General features: G+C 66.4%; 9 protein-coding genes and 2 pseudogenes. 9 read left to right on the plus strand and 2 right to left on the minus strand.

Features of this window, described 5'->3' with window-relative positions; translation table 11 throughout:
• Window positions 1-8 precede the first annotated feature (8 nt).
• The 8 genes and pseudogenes from ACW9H9_RS11945 to ACW9H9_RS11980 form a co-directional block, all read left to right on the plus strand.
• Window positions 9-287: pseudogene (locus tag ACW9H9_RS11945) on the plus strand (acyl carrier protein); the annotation flags it as partial.
• Window positions 287-1,513: an MFS transporter gene (locus ACW9H9_RS11950; protein ID WP_457343379.1), complete on the plus strand. Its 1,227-nt coding sequence runs from the start codon at window positions 287-289 to the stop codon at window positions 1,511-1,513. The pseudogene ACW9H9_RS11945 and the gene ACW9H9_RS11950, both read left to right, overlap by 1 nt.
• Entirely contained in the window at window positions 1,500-10,829 is a 9,330-nt protein-coding gene (locus ACW9H9_RS11955; RefSeq protein WP_457343378.1) for an SDR family NAD(P)-dependent oxidoreductase, read from the plus strand. Before ACW9H9_RS11950 ends, ACW9H9_RS11955 begins: the two co-directional genes overlap by 14 nt.
• Window positions 10,826-11,917 (plus strand): Gfo/Idh/MocA family oxidoreductase, encoded by a 1,092-nt coding sequence (locus tag ACW9H9_RS11960; RefSeq protein ID WP_457343377.1) that lies wholly within the window; start codon window positions 10,826-10,828, stop codon window positions 11,915-11,917. Before ACW9H9_RS11955 ends, ACW9H9_RS11960 begins: the two co-directional genes overlap by 4 nt.
• On the plus strand, window positions 11,914-12,678 hold the full coding sequence (locus tag ACW9H9_RS11965; protein ID WP_457343376.1) for a thioesterase II family protein: 765 nt from the start codon (window positions 11,914-11,916) through the stop codon (window positions 12,676-12,678). Before ACW9H9_RS11960 ends, ACW9H9_RS11965 begins: the two co-directional genes overlap by 4 nt.
• 12 nt (window positions 12,679-12,690) lie before the next feature.
• Complete coding sequence (locus ACW9H9_RS11970) at window positions 12,691-14,244, plus strand: (2,3-dihydroxybenzoyl)adenylate synthase (protein ID WP_457343375.1); 1,554 nt, start codon at window positions 12,691-12,693, stop codon at window positions 14,242-14,244.
• Window positions 14,245-14,259: 15 nt separating this feature from the next.
• A complete protein-coding gene (locus tag ACW9H9_RS11975; protein ID WP_457343374.1) occupies window positions 14,260-14,583 on the plus strand; it encodes an isochorismate lyase in 324 nt (107 codons plus the stop codon).
• The gene (locus ACW9H9_RS11980) at window positions 14,580-15,950 is read left to right on the plus strand and encodes an isochorismate synthase (RefSeq protein ID WP_457343373.1); all 1,371 of its coding nucleotides are present in this window, start codon (window positions 14,580-14,582) and stop codon (window positions 15,948-15,950) included. The genes ACW9H9_RS11975 and ACW9H9_RS11980 overlap by 4 nt, the downstream gene beginning before the upstream one ends.
• Before the next feature lie 102 nt (window positions 15,951-16,052).
• On the opposite strand, the pseudogene ACW9H9_RS11985 reads toward ACW9H9_RS11980, so the two are convergent.
• A pseudogene (locus ACW9H9_RS11985) lies at window positions 16,053-16,325 on the minus strand (alpha/beta fold hydrolase); the annotation flags it as partial.
• 291 nt (window positions 16,326-16,616) lie between these two features.
• Here ACW9H9_RS11985 and ACW9H9_RS11990 point away from each other — a divergent pair.
• Window positions 16,617-17,792 (plus strand): hypothetical protein, encoded by a 1,176-nt coding sequence (locus ACW9H9_RS11990; protein WP_457343372.1) that lies wholly within the window; start codon window positions 16,617-16,619, stop codon window positions 17,790-17,792.
• A 251-nt stretch (window positions 17,793-18,043) separates the two neighbouring features.
• On the opposite strand, the gene ACW9H9_RS11995 is transcribed toward ACW9H9_RS11990, so the two are convergent.
• Window positions 18,044-18,937 carry a LysR family transcriptional regulator gene (locus ACW9H9_RS11995; RefSeq protein WP_457343371.1) on the minus strand — a complete coding sequence of 298 codons (894 nt, stop codon included), beginning with the start codon at window positions 18,935-18,937 and terminating at the stop codon, window positions 18,044-18,046.
• Between the last annotated feature and the right edge of the window lie 90 nt (window positions 18,938-19,027).

Genomic DNA, 19,027 nt, shown 5'->3' on the forward strand with positions numbered 1-19,027 from the left:
TCCGCCAGGCATTCAACGAGGTGGTCGGCCTGACGCTCAAGGACGACCGGCAGAACTTCTTCGACGCCGGCGCCAGCTCGCTGAAGCTGGTGCAACTGCACGTGCGCCTCACGCAAACGGGGTTCCCGCACCTGCTGGTGACCGACGTCTTCGGCTACCCCAACGCCCACGCCCTGGCCGCGCACCTGCGCCCGAGCGCCACGCCGGTAGAGGTGCCGCAGGCCGACCGGCACACCCGCCTTGAACAGCGCAACACCCGACGCTTGCGTCGAACCGGAGGTGTCTGATGACTCGCTACCTGCCGTATTGGTGCTACTACCTGCATCAAGGCATGCTCACCGCGCTCATGTTGCAGGGGGTGGTGGGGTATTTCCGCCACCAGGGCCTGGACCTGGCCAGCCTGAGCCTGCTGTCGCTGACGTTTTTGCCCTGGGTGGGCAAGTTCCTCTGGGCGCCCTGGTGTGAACGCCACAGCATTGCGCTGCGCGGCAATCGCTACCTGGGCAGCCTGGTCATCCTGCAACTGAGCATGGCCGCCCTGCTGCTGTGCCTCAGCGCGTTTTCGCCCGAGCATTCGATCTACCCGATCCTGGCAGGCTTGATGCTGCTGGCGTTGCTGTCGGCCAGTCATGACATTTACGCCGACGGCATCACCATCACCACCTGTGACGCGGCCAGCCGCCCCTTTGCCAACACCGCCCAGGTGGGTGGCAGTTACCTGGGGATTGTCTTCGGCTCCTTTGTGTTTTTGTTTCTGGCCGAACGCTGGGGCTGGCGGGCCGGGTTCATCGGCATGGCCGGGGTGTCACTGTTGCTGTTGCTGCCGGTGGGCCTGCTGCCTGCCCAGCAGGCCAGCGCCCCACCGAGCGAACGCCCGCGCCTGGACCGCAGCAGCGTTACCGCGCTGTGGCCAGCGCTGTGCCTCACCGCCATTTACTACCTGGCCATGCGCGGCCTGATGGCGGTGCAAACCGTGTTGTTGCTGGACCAGGGCCTGAGCCTGAGCGACCTGGGCCTGGCCACCACGTTGTACAGCACCGTGGCCAGCGCTTTTGGCGTAGTGCTCGGCGGTTGGATGGCCAGGCGTTTTGGTGCCTGGCGCTGCCTGTTGCCGGCCATGGCGCTGCACGCACTCGTGGCGGTGGCGGCCGCACTGGGCGCACGCCTGTATGACCTGCCCGTTTGGCTGGCGTTGTTTGCGCTGGTCAACGTGGCCGCCGCCATCAGTTTTGTGACCCTCTACAACCTGCTCATGGGCGTGGTCCGTCCTCACCAGCCCGCCTCCGACTATGCCTTGCTGCAATCGGTGGACGCCGCCGTGGCCATGCTGGCCTCGATGGCCGCGCTGCAAATCGCCTATCACCTGGGCTACCCGGCCCTGCTCAGCGGCCTGGCCCTGATCGCCTGCCTGTGCCTGTGGCCCGCCTGGCGCTTGCGCCTGCGCCTGCAACGCGGGCTGGCCGCTGCCCCGTCTTCCTTATCTGCCCACGAGGTCATCCATGCACAGCCTTGACGCGCTCTATGGCGCCAGCGAACCGATTGCCGTGATCGGCCTGGCCTGCCGCTTTCCCGGCGCCCGAGACAGCCACGAATACTGGCAGAACCTGTTGGCCGGTCGCGAATGCAGCCGCCGGTTCAGCCGCGAAGAACTGCTGGCCGCAGGCCTGGACCCGGCCCTGATCGACCACCCGGACTTCGTCAATGTGGCGGCGGTGATAGACGCCGCCGACCAGTTCGACGCCACCCTGTTTGGCTATTCGCGCCAGGAGGCCGAGTCCATCGACCCCCAGCAGCGCCTGTTCCTGCAAACCGTGTGGCACGCCCTGGAGCACGCAGGGTTCGCCCCTCGCGAGGTGCCGCACAAGACCGGCGTATTCGCCTCCTCGCGCATGAGCACTTACCCCGGGCGCGAACAGATCCGCGTCACCGAAGTCGCCCAGGTCAAGGGCCTGCAAGCCTTGATGGGCAACGACAAGGATTACCTGGCCAGCCGCGCCGCCTACAAACTCAACCTGCGTGGCCCCGCCATCACGGTGCAGACCGCGTGCTCAAGCTCGCTGGTGGCGGTGCACCTGGCCTGCGAAAGCCTGCGCAGCGGCGAGTGCAACATGGCGGTGGCCGGTGGCGTGGCGGTGTCGTTTCCGCAACAGGCCGGTTACCGCTACCAGCCGGGCATGATCTTCTCCCCCGATGGCCGTTGCCGCCCGTTCGATGCCAGCGCCCAAGGCACCTTTGCCGGTAACGGCGTAGGCGCCGTGACCCTGCGCCGCCTGGAAGACGCCCTGCGGGACGGCGATCCGATCCTGGCGGTACTGCGCGCCAGTGCGATCAACAACGACGGGCAGCACAAGGTCGGCTACACCGCGCCGTCCATTGTCGGCCAGCGCGAGGTGATCACCGATGCCCTGTTGCTGGCCGACATCGACTGCACCGGCATTGGCATGCTCGAAGCCCATGGCACCGGCACGCCGCTGGGCGACCCCATCGAAGTGCAGGCGCTGCGGGACGTGTTCGCCGCGCGCACCGACATTGGCGGCTGCGCCCTGGGCTCGGTCAAGGGCAACCTCGGCCACCTGGACACCGCCGCTGGCATCGCCAGCCTGATCAAGACAGTGTTGGCGGTGAACCACGGGCGCATTCCGCCCAGCCTGCATTTCGAGCGACCCAACCCTGCGCTCAAGCTGCAAGACAGCCCGTTTTATGTGCCCACCCGGGCACAGGAATGGCCGAGCGGCCCGCGCCGCGCTGGGGTGTCGTCGTTTGGCATTGGCGGCACCAATTGCCACGTCGTGGTCGAAGCCCTGCCCGACACTTTGCGCAGCGCCGCCCCCGAGGCGCAGGCCCCGGCATTGCTGCTCAGCGCCGCCAGCCACGCCTCGTTGCAACAACTGGCAGGGCACTACGCCCAGGCGCTCGACAGCCACCCAGCCCCGGCCAACCTGGCGCACACCGCCCTGCACGCACGGCAACTGGACTTGCCCCACCGCCTGGCAGTGCCCCTGCATGAAGAAACCGCCCACGCCTTGGCCGCATTTGCCCAAGGCAACCACGACGCGCTGCTGCATCACGGCCAGGCCAGGCCCGGCGAGCAGTTGTGGCTGTGCAGCGGCCAGGGCAGCCAGTGGGCCGGGATGGGTAAAAGCCTGTATGGCCAGTCCGACGCCTTTACCCAAAGCCTGGACCGCAGCTTTGCGATCTGCGCCGCGCATTTGCAGCCCGGCCTGCAAGCGGTGATGTTTGGCGAGCACCCGGCGCTTATCGACCGCATGGACTACGCACAACCGGCCATCGTCGCCTATGCCGTGGCCATGGCCGCGCATTGGCGTGCCCTCGGGCTTGCCCCCGATCGCCTCATCGGGCATTCGGTGGGCGAATACGCCGCCGCCGTGATCGCCGGCCTGTACCGCCTCGAAGACGTGCTGCCGCTGGTGATCACCCGTGGCCGCCTGATGAACGAATGCGCCGCCGAGGGCGCGATGCTCGCGGTGTTTTGCGACGAGGCCCGGTTGGCCCCGCTGGCCCACGAACACGGCGTGGAAATTGCGGTGTACAACGCCGAGCAACAGTTGGTGGCGTGTGGCCCGCGCGCGGGCATCGACACGCTGGCCCAGGCCCTGCAAGAGCAGCAGGTGCGCTGCAACCGCCTGAACGTCGCCGGTGCCGCGCATTCGCGGTTGCTGGAGCCGATTCTGGACGCGTTCCAAACCGCCTGCCGTGGGTTGCAGGCACGCCCGGGCACCACGCCGCTGATCTCCACCCTCACCGGCCAGCCACTGAGCCACACCGACCTGGAAGACGGCACGTACTGGCGCCGCCACCTGCGTGAGCCGGTGCGCTTCCACCAGGCCCTGCACTACGCGCTGCGCAGTGGCCTGCACCTGGGCCTGGAGCTGGGTGCGGATGCGCCGTTGACCGGTATCGCCAGCCGCCTCCCCGACACCGCCGTGCATTGGGTGGCCAGCGCCCGTCGCCACAAACCTGCGCAGGCGGTGCTGCAAGACAGCCTGCTGCGCCTGTTCGCGGCGGGCGTCAACCTGCCCTGGCGCGAAGTGCTGCCCAGCACCGGCCAACGCATCCAAGCGCCGTTGTATGCCTTCGATCAACAACGCTACTGGTGCGACACGCTGCCTGCGCCCAGCCCTGCCGCCCAGGACTGGCTGCTGCAAGGCGGGCGTGAGGTCGCGGCCCGCGAAGGCGACGGGCTGGATTTACCGCGCCTGGAGCGCTTGTACGCCTGCGTCACCCAACTGCACGGGCTGTACGTGGACCAGATGGTGCGCCAGTGCATCGGCGACGGCATCGACCGGGGCGTCAGCGCCCTGGACATCCTGCGCGGCGGGCGCCTGCTGCCGCGTCACCGGCAACTGCTGGTGCGCCTGCTCAATGCCTGCGTCGAGGACGGTTACTACCGCCTGGACCAGGGCCGTTACCACAGCGCCCACCCGCTGCCCCGCACCGAACAGGCGGCCTTGCTGCACACCTTGCGCGACTGCTGCGAAGGCCTGGACGTGATCGCCGACACCGTGGAGCGGGCGGGCGAGCAGTTGTTCGCCATGATGAACGGCAGCGTCGAGCCGGTGGCGGTGATCTTCCCGCAGAGCACTTCCAGCGGCGTGGAGGTGCTGTATCAACAGTTCAGTTTTGGCCGCTACTTCAACCAGATCGCCGCCGGGGTGGTCGCAGGCCTGGTACGCCAGCACCAACAGCACGGCATTGGGCCGTTGCGCATCCTGGAAGTGGGCGGCGGCACGGGCGGCACCACCGCCTGGTTGCTGCCCGAACTCAAGGACGTGGCCGGGGTGAGCTACGGCTTTACCGATATTTCGGCGCTGTTCAGCCGCCGCGCCGAAGAGAAATTCGCCGAATACGCCTTTGTCGACTACCACCAGTTCGACCTGCAGAAACCCGCTGCCGAACAAGGCTTTCAGGCCGGGCACTATGACCTGATCGTCGCCGCCAACGTGATCCACGCCACCCAACACGTAGGCCAGACCCTGCTCAACCTGCGCCCGCTGCTCAAGCCCGGGGGCGCCCTGTTGATGCGTGAAATCACCCGGCCCATGCGCCTGTTCGACTTTGTCTTCGGCCCGCTGGTGCTGCCGCTGCACGACGAGCAGGCGCGGGGCGGCGAGCTGTTCCTGAACACCGAACAGTGGCAGCAGCAATGCCAGGCCAGCGGTTTCGAGCGCCTGGACTGGCTGCCCGACGACGGCAGCGCCACCGCCCGCATCAGCGAGCACATCCTGCTGGCCCGCACTGCCGCGGTTACGCATGCGCCGATGCGTGTGGTGGGCCAGGACAGTGGCGACCCGGTGCTGGGCCGGCAACTGGGGCCGCAGCGGTATCAGGCCGACTGGTCCGACTGCGCAGGCCAGCCGCAACGCTGGCAGCAACGCCTGGACGCCGCCTGCGCAGCCCTCGCCCAGCGGCATGGCGAGCCGCGCCGGGCGCCACAGTTCAACCACCCGTTGCCGGTGCCCGAGGCGCTGGACGTCATCGGTCTCGAATGGCACAGCGACGTGCTGGGCGACGCCCGCGTGACGCTCAGCGATGCCCGCTGGCAACCGCTGTGCAGCACCGGCCAGACCGCCTCGCGCCACGCCAGTGTCGACACCCACTACCACTGGCAGTGGCAGCCGCTGCAACTGCCCGCTCAACCGGCACCCGACGGCGCACGCGTGCTGAAACCGGCGCCGGGCCTGTTGGTCGACATGGCCGCTGAAATCCTCACCGCCCTCGCCGAACCCGGCGAGCAGCCCTTGCTGGTGGTGACACACAACGCCTGGGCCTTGCCCGGAGATGCCGCTGTCATCCCTGAGCAACGTGCCCTGTGGGGCCTGTTGCGCGTGGCGAGCGCCGAGCTGCAGCGCCCGCTGGCCGTGATCGACCTGGACCGCGACGACGAAGCCAGCCTGGCGCTCGGCATGGGCGCCGCCCGCAGCGGCGAGCGCTGGATCGCCGTGCGCGGCGGCCAGGCCTGGGCGCAAACCTTGTTGCCAAGCGCCCACCCGGCGCCCGCCTTGCCCGCCAACCGCTTCAACGACAACGGCTGGCACTTGGTCACCGGCGCTTTTGGCGGGCTGGGACGGGTCAGCGCAGGCTGGCTGGCCGCCCAGGGCGCACGCCATATTGCCTTGCTGGCCCCGCGCTGCCCGGCCGACGGCGCCGCCTGGGTCGAACAGCTTGAGCACACCCATGGCTGCGAAGTGCGCTGGCTCGCTTGTGATGTGAGCGATGCCCACGCCTTGGCCCATTCCCTGGCCGCCTTGCAGGCCGAAAGAGCCCTGAGCGGCGCGATCCACTGCGCAGGCCTGTTGGACGACACCCCGCTGGCCAACCTTGGGCGCGACCGCCTGGCGCCGTTGCTGCAGGTCAAATGCCAGGCGGCGACGCAATTGCAACAGGCACTGGCAGCGCACGGGCGTTATCTGCTGCTGTATTCCTCGGCCGCCGCCAGCCTGGGTGCGCCCGGCCAGGGCGCCCATGCGCTGGCCAGTGCCTACCTGGACGGCCTGGCCGAGGCCGCCATTGACCAACGCCTGCGTGTGATCAGTGTGGCGTGGGGCGCCTGGGGCGAAGTCGGGCGCGCTGCCGAGCAAGGGCTGCACGCCAAACTGGCCGAGGCCGGCATGCTCACCCTGAGCACCGACGAAGGCCTGTGGCACCTGGAGCAAGCCGTGATGCGCGGTGCGCCGTGGCACCTGGCGATGCGCGTCGACCCGTCACGCATCGACTCGCACCGCCGACTGTTCCCGCGCACCGCGCTGGCCACCGCGCCCGCGCCCAAAACCGCGCCCGCACAGGCCGTGTGCGCGCCGCAACTCAACGGTGATCCCCAGGCCGATCGCCAGGCCCTGCAACACTGGCTGGGCGCCTCGATACGCCGCCAACTGCGCCTGGCCGCCGAGGCCAGCCTGGCGCCGGAGCAGGACCTGATGCAACTGGGCCTGGACTCCCTGCTGTTTCTGGAACTGAGCAGTGACATCCAGCGCCAGCTGGGCATTCGCCTGGACGCCGAGCAGGCTTACCGCGACTTGAGCATCCACGGCCTCACCGGCCTGCTGCTGGCCCAGGCGCCCAACGCGCAACCGGTGCAGGACGCAGCACCGATCGTGCTCGACCCCAAGGCGCGTTTCGAGCCGTTTGCACTCACGCCGATCCAGCACGCCTACTGGCTGGGCCGCACCGACCTGATCGACTACGGCGGCGTGGCCTGTCACGTGGTGTTTGAATGGGACAAACCCTACGCCCGCTTCGACCCCGTGCGCTTTGAAAAGGCCTGGAATGCCTTGATCCAGCGGCACGACATGCTGCGCATGGTGGTAGACAGCGACGGTCGCCAGCGCGTGCTGGAACACACGCCCTGGTATCACCTGCCGCGCAACGACCTGCGCGACCTGAGTGAAGACGCACGGCAAGCGCGCCTGCTGGCGATCCGTGAAGACCTGTCGTACCGCGTGCTGCCCGCCGACCGCTGGCCGCTGTTCGAGGTGACCTTGAGCGAGCTGGACAGCCAACATTGCCGCCTGCACATGAACCTGGACCTGCTGCTGTTCGACGTGCAGAGCTTCAAGGTGATGATGGACGACCTGGCCCGCGCCTACGCTGGCGAAGACCTGGCGCCGTTGCAACTGACCTTTCGCGATTACGTGGTGGCCGACCAGGCCCAGCGCGACACCCTGGGCTGGCGCCAGTCCTGGCGGTTCTGGATGGACACCCTGGAGCACCTGCCCGCCGCCCCGCAGTTGCCCATGGCAACGGCGGCGCTGCAAGGCCCGCCGCGCTTTCGCACCTTGCAGGCACAACTGGATGCGCCGCGTTGGGGCCGCCTGAAAAACCACTGCCAACACCTGGGCCTCACCGCCTCGGCGGCGCTGCTGGCGTTGTTCGCACAGACCCTGGAAAGCGTCAGCCGCAGCCCGGACTTCACCCTTAACCTGACCTACTTCAACCGCCGCCCCGTGCATGCCCAGGTGCAACAGCTGATCGGTGACTTCACCTCGGTGCTGTTGATGGACTTCCAACTGGGCCGGGGCGCGAGCCTGCGCGAGGTGATGCAGGCCACCCAGTCGCGCCTCTGGCAGCGCCTGGCCCACACCGCCGTGAACGGCGTGGAAGTGATGCGCGAACTGGGCCGCCGTCAAGGCCAGGGCCGCCAACCGGCCATGCCGGTGGTGTTCACCAGCATGCTGGGCATGTCGCTGGACGGCCAGGCCATCGACCAGGCCATGACCGCCACGCTGGGCGACCCGGTGCATGTGTTCACCCAGACGCCCCAGGTGTGGCTGGACCACCAGGTGATGGAGATCGACGGCGAGCTGGTGTTCAGTTTGTACTGCATGGAAGACGTGCTGGCCGACGGGCTGATCGACCGCCTGTTCCACACCTACAGCCAGTGGTTGCACCAGTTGGCCGACGACACCGCAGGTTTTGAGCGCCCGCCCGCCCTGCCCCGGCATGCGTGGCCCAGCGCGCCGGTCGACCTGCAAGCCCTGGAAACCCGCCTGCGTGCAGCGCCGGGGGTATACAGCGCCAGCGTCAGTGCCGACAGCCAACACCGCCAGTTGATCGCCCAAGTGGTGGCGCAGGCACCGCAGCCCATGAGCGTCACCGTGCCCCTGCCCATCGAGGCCTTGCCGCAACTGGACGCTGCCCAGCGCGACGAAGTCGAACTGACGTGGCAAGCGCTGGAGCAACGCGCTCGCCATGGCATTGCCGCGACCTTGCGCCAACACGGGCTGTTCAGCGAAGTGGGCCAGCGCCATGACCTGGCGCAAGTGATGACCCGGTTGGCCGCCCAGCCGTCATTCACCGCCTTGGTGCGCCAATGGCTGACGATGCTCGTGCAACAGGGCTGGGTTGTGCGCGATGGCGCCCACTACGTCACCCAGCAGCCACTGCCGCAGGCGGCCCCGCTGCCCTTGCCGCAGGCGGCGTGGAGCCAGACCCTGGCGGGCTACCTGGACACCTGCATTCAATTGCACGGCGAACTGCTGCGCGGCGAACGCTCGGCCCTGGGCCTGTTGTTTGGCGGCAACGACGCGGTGGTCAACGCCTTTTACAACGACAACCCGGTGCTGCAATGCCTGAACCGCAGCCTGGCGCTCACCGCCAGACACCTGGCGGCAAACCGCACGGACCTGCGTGTGCTGGAAGTGGGCGCAGGCACCGGCGCGAGCACCGCGCAGCTGCTGCCCGCCCTGCAGCCGCACCTTGAGACGTACCGTTTTACCGACATCTCCAGCCTGTTCCTGGAGCAGGCGCGCGAGCGTTTCGCCGAGTGGCCACAGTTGAGCTGTTCACTGCTGGACCTCAACCAGCCGGTGGATTTCAGCCAACACCCGGGGGCTGGCTACGATCTGATCGTGGCGGTCAACGTGCTGCACGACGTGGTGCACGTGCCCCGCAGCCTCAAGCGTTTACATGGCCTGTTGCGTCCCGGCGGCCACTTGTTGCTGGTGGAAGCCACCGAGCGCGACAGCGCGTTGCAACTGGCAAGCATCGGCTTTATCGAAAACCTCAGCCATTTCGACGATGCACGGGCCGACGATGACAAAGCCATGCTCGACCTGCCGCGCTGGCAGGCCGTGGTACAGGCGGCGGGCTTCAGTTGGCGGATGAACTGGCCGCAACAGGCCGATGACCGCATGCGCCAACACTTGATGGTGGCGCGGGCCGACCACGAAGCACCGCTGGACCTGCCCGCGTTGCAGGCCCAGGTGCAAGAATGGGCGACTCCCTGGCCGCTGACGCTCAACCGGGTGGAACACGCCATCGCGCCCAAGCCCGAGGCGCCCCCGGCGGCGCCACGCCCGGCAGCGACAGCGGCACCGTTGGTGATCCAGGCCGTCGCGGCGCTGTGGCAGGAACTGCTTGGCCAACCCGTGGACGCGGCCAGCGACTTCTTCCACGCGGGCGGCGACAGCCTGATTGCCACCCGCATGATCGCCCGCCTCAACCGCCTGGGTTATACCGCCAGCAGCCTGCGCAACCTGTTCGACAACCCGCGCCTGGGCGACTTTTGCGCCACGCTTCAGGCCCCTGCCGAGTCCGTCGACGACAACCCGCTGGCCCTGGCGCGAGGCCCGCAACCAGGCACCGTGTTTGCGTTCCATGCCTCCGACGGCGAGATCGGCGCCTACCTGCCGCTGGCCCAGGCGCTGGGCTGCCAGTTGTTCGGCCTGCAAGCCGCCCACGCCTTGCAGGCACCGTCGCTCGAGGCATTGGCGACGCAGTACGTCGACGCGATCGTGCGCCAACAACCCTCCAGGCCGTATGTGCTGCTGGGCTGGTCCTACGGCAGTTTTGTCGCCCATGCCGCCGCCCGCCAGTTGCACGCCAAGGGTGAACCGGTGCGCCTGGTGCTGCTGGACCCGGTGTGCCGCGAGGACTTCCACTTCAAAGACCGCAGCAGCTTGCTGCGCATGATGGCCCAGGGCGCAAAAACCCTTGAGCTTCCGGCTGACCTCGAACACCTGAGCGAAGCCCGGCAATTGGAGGTGTTCATGCGCGCCGCTGCCGGGGCCGGGGTGCTGAAAAACCCGCCATCGGCCACCGAGTCGCAGCAGTGGTTGCACCGCATCGAGCACTTGATGCGCCTGCTCAATGGGCACACCCGCCCGGATGCCCTGGACGTGCCGTGCCTGTGGCTGACCGCCGCCGAACGCCCGGCGCACTGGCTGCCCGCCGAACACGACTGGCACGCCTGTGCCACCCCTGCGCAGCGCCACACCCTGGCCTGCGATCACTGGCAATTGCTGCTCGACCCCGCGCACTTGCCAGACACCGCCGCCGCCATCACCACTTGGCTGAAGGAGCACTACGCATGACCCATCCTTTGAAAGTCCTGATTGTCGGGGCCAAATTTGGCGAGTTGTACCTCAACAGTTTTCTGGTGGACTCACCCGGGCTGCAACTGGCCGGCCTGCTGGCCAACGGCAGCCCGCGTGCCCGGGCGTTGGCCAATGCGTTTGGCATCACGCTGTACACCGACGTCGCGCAACTGCCCGCCGACCTGGACCTGGCCTGCGTGGTCGTGCGCTCGGGCGTGGTCGGCGGGGCCGGTGGGCACCTGACGCAAAGCCTGTTGCAACGCGGGCTGCACGTGATCCAGGAACACCCGGTGCACCCCGATGAAATCGCCCGGCATCAACAGTTGGCGGCGTCCGTCGGGCGCCATTACCGGGTCAACAGCTTTTATGCGCACACCGCGGCCGGGCGTTGCTGGATCGACGCGGCGCAGCGGGTACGCCAACTGCTCGCGGGCCAGGCGCCCAGCCTGGCGCAATTGACCACCAGCCGCCAACTGCTCTACTCGAGCCTGGACCTGATGCTGCAAGCCCTGGGCGGCTCACAGGCCGCGCACACCAGCGTGAGCCTGCTGGGCAGTGACGCGCACTTTCACACGCTGGCCCTGGACCTGCCGGAATGCCGCGTGTTGCTGCGCCTGCAACGCTGGATGAACCCCGACGATCCCGACCTGCACAGCCTGATCATGCACCAGATGACCCTGGGTTGGCCCAGCGGCTACCTGTCGCTGGAAGCCAGCTACGGGCCGGTCAACTGGACACCGGCGTTGCACAGCGACAGTCACGCCGATGACCGCCAAACCGGCTACAGCAGCACCGCGGCCTACCTGGAACGCCCCACCGCGCTGCCCCTGCACCCGGCCGCCGCCAACTGGCGCAGTGCCCAGGAAGTGGAAGGCCCGGCGGGCGTGGGCCATTTGCTGCAACAGGTGCGCGGCCATGTGCAGGGCGCACCGGTCGACGCCTGGTTGAGCGATGACGATCAACAGGCACTCGCCCGGTTGTGGCAAGACGTGCTGCGTTGCGCTGGCCCCGCCGAACAGCGCACCGCCCCACCACCGTTGCCGATTGAGGCCGCGCAATTGCGCGCCGGGAGCGCGTCGGCATGAGCCTGTTGCGTCCTTACCTCAGCAGCGACGGCGCCACAGCGCACCTGGTGCTGTGCCCGTTCGCCGGGGCCAGCGGCGGGGCTTTTCACAGCTGGCGCGGCCTGGATGACCTGGGCCTGGACCTGTCCCTGGTGGTCTACCCCGGCCGTGACCAGCGCATGCACGAGCCGTGCGAGCGCCAGGTCGGCCCGTTGGCCCAAAGCCTGGCCCACGCCGTGCAGGCGCTCGACGAGGAGCAACGCGAACAGACGCTGTTGTGCGGCCACAGCATGGGCGCCCAGGTCGCGTTTGAAACGTGCCTGTTGCTGGAACAGGCCGGTACGCCTCCCGCCGGCCTGGTGCTGTCGGCCTGCCACGCGCCGCACTTGAGCGGCCGGCGTTTGCTCAGCCATCTGGACGATGCGGGGTTTATCGAGCAATTGGTGGCGATTGGCGGTTGCAGCCCGGCACTCTTGGACGACCGCGCCCTGTTGCAGCTGTTCATGCCGTTGCTGCGGGCCGACTTCCAGGCGACCGAAAGCTACCACCGCCCCTTGGAAGCCCGGCGCCCACGCCTGCGCACCCCCACCTTGCTGCTCAACGGCAGCCATGACCCGGAGGCCGATGCGGCCGAGGTCGCGGCCTGGTCGCACTGGTTGGACGGTGAGGTGCAACACCGCGACGTCGCAGGCGACCACTTTTACCTCACCCAGCGCCCGCGTGCGTTTGCCGCTCGCGTGCTGGGGTTTATCGAACACAGCATCAGCCCCTTTTATCATTAACGGGAATTGACCATGCCCCCTTCATCCTTACAGCCTTTTCTCACCCTCACACTGCCCCAGCGCCTGCACCACTGGGCACAGGCCCAAGGCAACCGCACGGCGTTGGTGGCGGGCGACGTGCGAGTCAGCTTCACCCAACTCGACGCACGCGTCTCCCGCCTGGCCGGTGGCCTGGCCGCGCTGGGTATCGGTGCCGGTGACCGGGTCATGCTGCAATTGCCCAACGGAGTCGGGTTTGTCAGCGCCCTGTTTGCGCTGATGCGCCTGGGCGCCCTGCCGGTGCTGGCCATGCCGACCCAGCGCGCGCAAGACATCGACGCCTTGTGCGCACTGGCAGAACCGGTGGCCTACCTGATTCCCGAGCGCATCCGCGACTTTGATTTCCGCCCCATGGCCCTGGACATCCGCGCGCGTCACCCGTCGCTGCGCCATGTCATCGTCGACGGCGAACCCGGCCCGTTCACGGCGTTGTCCAGCCTGGACGCGGCCTGCACATCGCTGCCCGCGGTCGGCCCACACGACACCGCGCTGTTGCTGCTGTCGGGCGGCACCACCGGCACGCCCAAACTCATCCCGCGCAGCCACGCGGCGTACGCCTACAACTTCACCCAGTCCGCCGCACTGTGCGAACTCGGCCCGCACAGCGTGTACCTGGCCGTGCTGCCCACCGCCCACAACTTCACCCTGGCCTGCCCGGGCCTTTTGGGCGCGCTGGCCGTCGGCGCGTGCGTGGTCCTGGCCCCAAGCGCCAGCTGCGACGTGGCCATGCCGCTGATCGCACGCGAACGGGTGACGCATGTGGCCCTGGTGCCGCCGTTGGCCCAGCTGTGGGCCCAGGCCCGCGAATGGGAAGACAGCGACCTGTCGAGCCTCAAGCTGGTGCAGGTCGGCGGCTCGCGACTGGACCCAGGCCTGGCCCGGCAACTGGTGGACGCCCTGGGCTGCCGCCTGCAACAGGTGTTCGGCATGGCCGAAGGGCTGCTGTGCTACACCCGCCCGGACGACCCGCTGGAGGTGGTGCTCAACACCCAGGGGCGCCCGCTGTCGCCGGATGACCAGGTGCGCCTGGTGGACGCCGACCTGCAGGACGTGGCCCCCGGCGCCGTCGGCGAATTGCTCACCCGGGGCCCCTACACCATCAGCGGCTATTACCGCGCCGCCGAGCACAACGCCCGCAGCTTTACCGCCGACGGTTTTTACCGCAGCGGCGACCTGGCGCGCTGGACCGCCGGGGGCAACCTGGTGGTCGAGGGCCGTATCAAGGAGCAGATCCAGCGCAGCGGCGAAAAAATCTCCGCCGCCCTGATTGAAACCCACCTCAACGCCCTGCCCGAGGTTGAAGCCGCCGTGGTGGTGGCCGTGCCCGACAGCCTGCTGGGCGAGCGCATCTGCGCGTTCATCCTGGGCGAACCCCCGACCGGTGCCGCCCAGACGCTGCGTGAACAACTGCGCGACAGCGGGCTGGACACCGACAAGTTGCCGGACCAGTTCGAGTGGCTGATGGCCTGGCCGCTGACCGCCGTAGGCAAGATCGACAAACAGCAACTGGCCGTTCTGGCCCAGTAACCGGAGGAGCGTTGCATGACCGCTATCAAGCCCGCGTCACACTGCGAAAACCTTCAGGACATCCGCCACGGCATCGACAGCCTCGACCGCCAGTTGGTGCAACTGCTGGCCACGCGCCTGACCTACGTGCAGGCCGCCACGCAATTCAAGGCCGACGTGCACGCCATCCCGGCCCCCGAGCGGGTCAGCGCCATGCTTGAGGAGCGCCGGGCCTGGGCGGCCGACGCCGGGTTGCCGGTGGACGAAACCGAGGAGTTCTTTCGCGACTTGATCCACTGGTTCATCAACCAGCAGATCAACCACTGGCACCGCTTGCACCCCCAGGAGGCGCACCCATGAACCGGGCGCCGTCGTTCGCCGGGTTGCTGCGTTGCCTGAACGCCGCCCGAGCGCAAACCAATGTTTCGCGCCCGCAGGTGCTGGCCTCGTTTTCCACCGTGTCAGCGCAGGTCGACCCCTTGGCGCTGTTCAGCGCCAACCACCCACATGTGCCCGCCTGCCTGTGGCATGTGCCCGCCCAGGGCCTGTTTCGCCTGGGCCTGGGCCAGGCCCATGAGTTCAAGGGCGGGCGCGATGAAAGCTGGCAGGCCCTGGAGCAGCGCTGGCAATCGATGGCTGCGGACGCGGTGGTGCATGGCCGTCATCGCCCTTCGTTGTTCGCAGGGTTTGCCTTTGACAAAAACAAGCCGCGCACGCCGCTGTGGCGCGACTTTCCGGATGCGGCGCTGACGCTACCCGGCTTTGAACTGCAGCATCACCGCGACAAAACCCGCCTGGTGGTGAATGTGCTGGTGGAGCAGCGCAGCGACTGTCGCCGCCTGGCGCTGGCCCTGACGCACCAGTGGGCCGAGATCCTGGCGCGGGCTTTGCCAGCCGCCCACACCACGCCGCCTGCGTATGTGCGCCTGTCCATGCCGCACCTGTGGAAGCAGGATGTCAGCCATGCCGTGCGCCGCATTCAATACAGCAGCCTGAAAAAAGTGGTGCTGGCACGCGCTCAAAAAGTCCCGGCGGCCGAGCCGTTGCACGTGGTGATGCAACGCTTGCTCGACAAGCAGCCACAGGCGTACCTGTTTGCATTCGCCCGCGACACCAGCTGTTTTGTGGGCGCATCCCCCGAATGCCTGCTGAGCGTGCGGGACCAGCACTTGCACACCATGGCCCTGGCGGGCAGCGCACCGCGCAGCAGTGACGCGCGCCGCGACGCGTCGCTGGGTGAACAGCTGCTGGCCAGCGAAAAGGACAACGCCGAACATGCCATGGTGGTCGCAAGCCTTCGCGAGTGCCTGGCGCACCATTGCAGCGACTTGCAGGTGGCGCCACACCCGCGCCTGCACAAACTGGCGCACATCCAGCACTTGTTGACGCCGGTACAGGGCCGGCTCAAGCCCGGCAACAGCCTGTTGGGCATCGCCGAATGCCTGCACCCCACCCCGGCGGTGGGCGGTTTCCCGCGTGAGGCGGCGCTGGACTATATCCGCACCCGCGAACAGCTGGACCGGGGCTGGTACGCAGGCCCCGTGGGCTGGTTGAACGACCAGGGCGACGGTGAATTCGCCGTCGCCCTGCGCTGCGCCTTGCTGGAGGGCGGCCGCGCCACGCTGTTCGCGGGGTGTGGCCTGGTCAGCGGTTCGGACCCGGAAAGCGAGTACCGCGAAAGCGATCTGAAGATGCAGACCATGCGCGAAGTGCTGGCCGCCCGTTAAGCGGTGGGTCGATGCGCATTGGCCGGAACGCCCGGCTCGGCAACCGCGCCCATGGCGCCCAACGGAAGCGCCATGGCGTGTGAATCAGTTGGAACAGGCGGTTCAGCTGAGCGCAACTGACCGCTGGAAGCTGGCGATGCGTTGCCACATGGCAACCGGGTTGGAGTACATCGGGAAATGCCCGCAGGCCGGGATTTCGGCCAACTGCACGCCTTGGCGTTGAATGAACGGCAAGTAGCTCAGGTAGTTGTTCTGCTCGCCGTACATGAACATCCGTGGGCAAGGCAGGCCGAGGAATTTGTCCATCAGGCCCGCATGGTTGGAGTGCTCGACCATCGACTCGAAAATCCCGCGCACCGCCCCGGACCTGATTCTGCCTGAACGGGGAGGCTAGAAACGAAGCCAAAACAGGCGTGTCGCAAATCAGTGTTTCCCAATGAGCCAAAAGGGCCGTGACGGAAAAATCAGGGGTTCTGGCTAAAAACCCCCGGGTAGTGTTGAGCCCTATGGCAAGGTCCCTATGTCGTGTGCCAATGGCGCCGAAAAATTGATGCGGCAGAACCCGCTTGAATCAAAAAAGTGGGAAAGGAACTTTTTCTTGACCCTGGACCACTCAGGGAGAAGTCGGTTTCAAATTTTCTGTCAACCTTAATCGTTGGAACATTGATGAAAATCGGATCCTTTTTCCAGCTGAATATTGGGACAGCTCCAGTTGATGTATTGCAGAACGAAGGACAAGCCGGACGGACTCAGGCGCCGTCTCCGTCACGCCAACTCCCAAGCTCCACGCCCGTCAGCCTGCCTAAGAGCCGCAGCATGGGGACCAAATTACGCGGCCTGGTTTCCCGGCAGGCAAACCAGACGCAAGCCAAAATCAACAATCAAGCTTCAGCAATGAAGATCAGCGGTGTCCACGTCGGGCGTCTCAGCGACCACGAATTGATGACCATGTCGCTGGCCCTGCATATTCAGCCGACCGGGGACATAAATATGCTGCGGGAAGGCATCGCTGCGCGATTCACTCAATTCAACGAAGTCATGGCGGCTGCCATGGGCCGCAGTGCGCATGGACTCCCCGGAACGCGCAACCTATGCATATTGGGGGGTGACCAGCTTGATAATCAGGAGTGGCAAAGCCATCTTGGCCTCAGCAAGGCAGATGCCGAAGTATTGAAAGCGGCAGGACGCAACGCCAACATGGCCGTCATCGTCGACAATAACGGCGGGAAACCTATCCAGATTTCCTTGTATTTTTATGGATCAAGCAGCGCCAAAGACCTCAATCAACACCTGCATACAATGCTGGATGTGCAAGGCGATGTGTATAAGTCCGTGCGCGACGCCGCCGGAGTATTCGCCGGTTTACTGGAGAAAAACCCCGGCGGTATCAAAGTCGATATGATCGGCGGAATTTCCTTGGGTGGCGGTTGCGCTCAATACTTTAAGGCGGCCTTGGAAAGCAAAGTGACGCTCGGCGACGATAAGCCGGCAATGATTTTACTTGATCCCCAATTATTGAATAACACTCAGGGCCGCAAGGCTGCGCAGAGCGGTTCACTGGGCTATGACTACAACAAGCTACACGGCGTCGCGGTGACTCTCGACTATAGCAAAAAACCGAGAAAGAGCCTGATGGACCGTATGGAAACTGCAGGATACACGCACCCCGGCGTGCTGCGGCTGAAACTGGACTTGCAGGACAATGACGCCATCAAATTCGGGGCTGAAGGCTTGCCGTCACGCAACCAAAAACCGAAACCTGTCTTTATGCTGGGATATCACGGTCAAAATTCCGCCTTTGAAGCCGCAATTCACCGCTTTGCAGGAGCGTTTTCACATTAATCGACACCGGGCAAAAGCGGCGGTTCTTTCAGATCAGGAGTCCGCAGAATTCGGAAAAATCGTACGCTAAGATTAAGCGACCCGGCAGGTCACTTGGGGTAATTGGCTGTCGGGCATGGCGACGTGAGCGCCTGTCGAATCTGAGCTGCAAACACGGCGTTCTCCTCGGCACTCAGCACTCCCGCCGCCTCCAGTTTCATCGCTGCGTGTGTACATTCCTTTTTGCCATGGCTTTTCATACGGCAAACCTATCAAGCCTTGGCGCGCAACGTCCCCAGCAACGCGTCGACGATCGGGTTGCTGCGTGTGGCATTCCAGGCCACGGCGGTGGTGACCACGTTGAGTTTTTGGGTCAGGGGGCGAAACACCACGTTGGGCGGCGCCAGTTTTTTCATCGATGCGGGCACCAGCGCCATGCCCTGCCCGCAACTGACGAACGCGATCTGCGAGGCCACCGAGCGCACCTCGTGCAGCACCCTTGGCGAAAACCCGCTGGCGTGGCAGGTGGCGATCAGGTTGTCGAAGTACACCGGGCTGACCTTGCGTGAAAACATCACCAGGGGCTCGTTGGCCAGGCTCGACAGGCTGATGCGCGTGCGTGACGCCAGCGGGTGGTCGCAGTGCAGCGCCACTACCAGGCGGTCCTCGGTCAAGGGGATGGACTTGACCGCAACGCCCAGGTCGCCTTCAAGGCGCGCGAATGCCAGGTCGATATCACCCGCCTCCAGCGCCGGGACCGCGTCGACACTGTCGATCTCGCGCACCGACACCGTCAGGCCCGCGTGGTCTTTTTTCAATTGCTCGATCAGCGCGGGCAGCACATCGCCCATCGCCGTGGAGATGGCGCCAATCGTCAACATTTGCGCCTGCCCCGCCACCGCTTCGTCCACCGCCAGTTCCAGGCGCTCCAATTGCTCGGCGAACTTGCGCACGGCGGGCAGGATGGCCAGGCCCACGGGCGTCAACTTGGCACCGCGCCGCGAGCGCTCGAACAGCTTGACCTTGAGCGACTGCTCCAGCACCTGGATCTGTTCGGACAGCGGCGGTTGCGACATGCCCAGGCGCTTGGCGGCGCGGCCGAAGTTCTGTTCTTCGGCCACCGCCAAAAACAACCAGAGGTGACGAATCAGGCGGAAATTGATCATGGCGATTCCATAGGTAAAAGGTATGCAACGCAGGCCTTGCATCTAATACACCAATCATGTCCCGGAAACCACTGGCAGGATGTATAGCCA

It is taken from the genome of Pseudomonas sp. SDO5215_S409 (assembly GCF_054071325.1).